The sequence below is a fragment of the Aeromonas finlandensis genome (assembly GCF_000764645.1).
Taxonomy (GTDB): Bacteria; Pseudomonadota; Gammaproteobacteria; order Enterobacterales; family Aeromonadaceae; genus Aeromonas; species Aeromonas finlandensis.
Genome location: NZ_JRGK01000310.1, coordinates 1 through 3,079 on the forward strand (window position 1 = coordinate 1; position 3,079 = coordinate 3,079).

General features: G+C 52.2%; 1 rRNA gene. It reads left to right on the forward strand.

Features of this window, described 5'->3' with window-relative positions:
- The first annotated feature begins 156 nt into the window (after positions 1-156).
- Positions 157-3,046: ribosomal RNA gene (locus tag LD28_RS0119490) — 23S ribosomal RNA — on the forward strand.
- Positions 3,047-3,079: the final 33 nt, after the last annotated feature.

Consider the following 3,079-nt stretch of genomic DNA (forward strand, 5'->3'; position numbering starts at 1 on the left):
TGCTCTTTAACAATCTGGAAAGCTGATTTAAAAAGTAGTTCTCAAACATTTGTTACAAGTGCTTTGGAAACTTCTTGGCGAAAACCAAATTTTATTTGGTCCTTGTTGTACGACAACAGGCTGTGCCGGTTTCACCGACACTTCTTGGGGTTGTATGGTTAAGTGACTAAGCGTACATGGTGGATGCCTTGGCAGTCAGAGGCGATGAAGGACGTACTAACCTGCGATAAGCTGTGAGAAGTCGGTAAGAGACGCTATTACTCACAGATTTCCGAATGGGGAAACCCACCCAAGATAACTTGGGTATCGTTGCATGAATACATAGTGTAACGAGGCGAACCGGGAGAACTGAAACATCTAAGTACCCCGAGGAAAAGAAATCAACCGAGATTCCCTCAGTAGCGGCGAGCGAACGGGGATTAGCCCTTAAGTTTCTTGGAAGTTAGTGGAATGGTCCTGGAAAGGCCAGCGATACAGGGTGATAGCCCCGTACACGAAAACGACCTTGAAGTGAAATCGAGTAGGGCGGGACACGTGACATCCTGTCTGAATATGGGGGGACCATCCTCCAAGGCTAAATACTCCTGACTGACCGATAGTGAACCAGTACCGTGAGGGAAAGGCGAAAAGAACCCCTGTGAGGGGAGTGAAATAGAACCTGAAACCGTGTACGTACAAGCAGTGGGAGCCCTTCGGGGTGACTGCGTACCTTTTGTATAATGGGTCAGCGACTTACATTTTGTAGCGAGGTTAACCGTATAGGGGAGCCGTAGGGAAACCGAGTCTTAACTGGGCGTCTAGTTGCAAGGTGTAGACCCGAAACCGGGTGATCTAGCCATGGGCAGGTTGAAGGTTGAGTAACATCAACTGGAGGACCGAACCCACTAACGTTGCAAAGTTAGGGGATGACCTGTGGCTGGGGGTGAAAGGCCAATCAAACTCGGAGATAGCTGGTTCTCCCCGAAAGCTATTTAGGTAGCGCCTCGGACGAATACTACTGGGGGTAGAGCACTGTTTGGACTAGGGGGTCATCCCGACTTACCAACTCCATGCAAACTCCGAATACCAGTAAGTAATATCCGGGAGACACACGGCGGGTGCTAACGTCCGTCGTGAAGAGGGAAACAACCCAGACCGCCGGCTAAGGTCCCAAAGTTCTGGTTAAGTGGGAAACGATGTGGGAAGGCTCAGACAGCTAGGATGTTGGCTTAGAAGCAGCCATCATTTAAAGAAAGCGTAATAGCTCACTAGTCGAGTCGGCCTGCGCGGAAGATGTAACGGGGCTCAAACCAGGCACCGAAGCCGCGGATTCACACTTATGTGTGAGTGGTAGGGGAGCGTTCTGTAAGTCTGCGAAGGTGTATCGAGAGGTATGCTGGAGATATCAGAAGTGCGAATGCTGACGTAAGTAACGATAAAGGGGGTGAAAAGCCTCCTCGCCGGAAGACCAAGGGTTCCTGTCCAACGTTAATCGGGGCAGGGTGAGTCGACCCCTAAGGTGAGGCCGAAAGGCGTAATCGATGGGAAGCAGGTTAATATTCCTGCACGACTTGTAATTGCGATGGGGGGACGGAGAAGGCTAGGTGGGCCAGGCGACGGTTGTCCTGGTGAAAGTGCGTAGGTGGTGTTTCTAGGCAAATCCGGAGACACAACACTGAGACACGAGACGAACGCACTACGGTGCGGAAGCCATTGATGCCCTGCTTCCAGGAAAAGCCTCTAAGCTTCAGATTACAAGTCATCGTACCCCAAACCGACACAGGTGGTCGGGTAGAGAATACCAAGGCGCTTGAGAGAACTCGGGTGAAGGAACTAGGCAAAATAGAACCGTAACTTCGGGAGAAGGTTCGCTCTTGACAGTGAAGTCCCTTGCGGATGGAGCAGTTGGGAGTCGCAGTGACCAGATGGCTGGGACTGTTTATCAAAAACACAGCACTCTGCAAACACGAAAGTGGACGTATAGGGTGTGACACCTGCCCGGTGCCGGAAGGTTAATTGATGGGGTTAGCGCAAGCGAAGCTCTTGATCGAAGCCCCGGTAAACGGCGGCCGTAACTATAACGGTCCTAAGGTAGCGAAATTCCTTGTCGGGTAAGTTCCGACCTGCACGAATGGTGTAACCATGGCCATGCTGTCTCCACCCGAGACTCAGTGAAATCGAATTCGCCGTGAAGATGCGGTGTACCCGCGGCTAGACGGAAAGACCCCGTGAACCTTTACTACAGCTTGGCACTGAACATTGAACCTACATGTGTAGGATAGGTGGGAGGCTTTGAAGCGATAACGCCAGTTGTCGTGGAGCCGTCCTTGAAATACCACCCTTGTATGTTTGATGTTCTAACGCAGGGCCCTGAATCGGGCTCGCGGACAGTGCCTGGTGGGTAGTTTGACTGGGGCGGTCTCCTCCCAAAGAGTAACGGAGGAGCACGAAGGTTGGCTAATCCTGGTCGGACATCAGGAGGTTAGTGCAATGGCATAAGCCAGCTTAACTGCGAGACGGACAGGTCGAGCAGGTACGAAAGTAGGTCATAGTGATCCGGTGGTTCTGAATGGAAGGGCCATCGCTCAACGGATAAAAGGTACTCCGGGGATAACAGGCTGATACCGCCCAAGAGTTCATATCGACGGCGGTGTTTGGCACCTCGATGTCGGCTCATCACATCCTGGGGCTGAAGTCGGTCCCAAGGGTATGGCTGTTCGCCATTTAAAGTGGTACGCGAGCTGGGTTCAGAACGTCGTGAGACAGTTCGGTCCCTATCTGCCGTGGGCGTTGGATGATTGAAGGGAGTTGCTCCTAGTACGAGAGGACCGGAGTGAACGAACCTCTGGTGTTCGGGTTGTCACGCCAGTGGCACTGCCCGGTAGCTAAGTTCGGAATCGATAACCGCTGAAAGCATCTAAGCGGGAAGCGAGCCCTGAGATGAGTCATCCCTGACCCCTTGAGGGTCCTAAAGGGCCGTTGGAGACCACAACGTTGATAGGTGGGGTGTGTAAGCGCGGCGACGTGTTGAGCTAACCCATACTAATTACCCGTGAGGCTTAACCATACAACACCCAAGAAGTGTTTCTGGCCTTGTAGC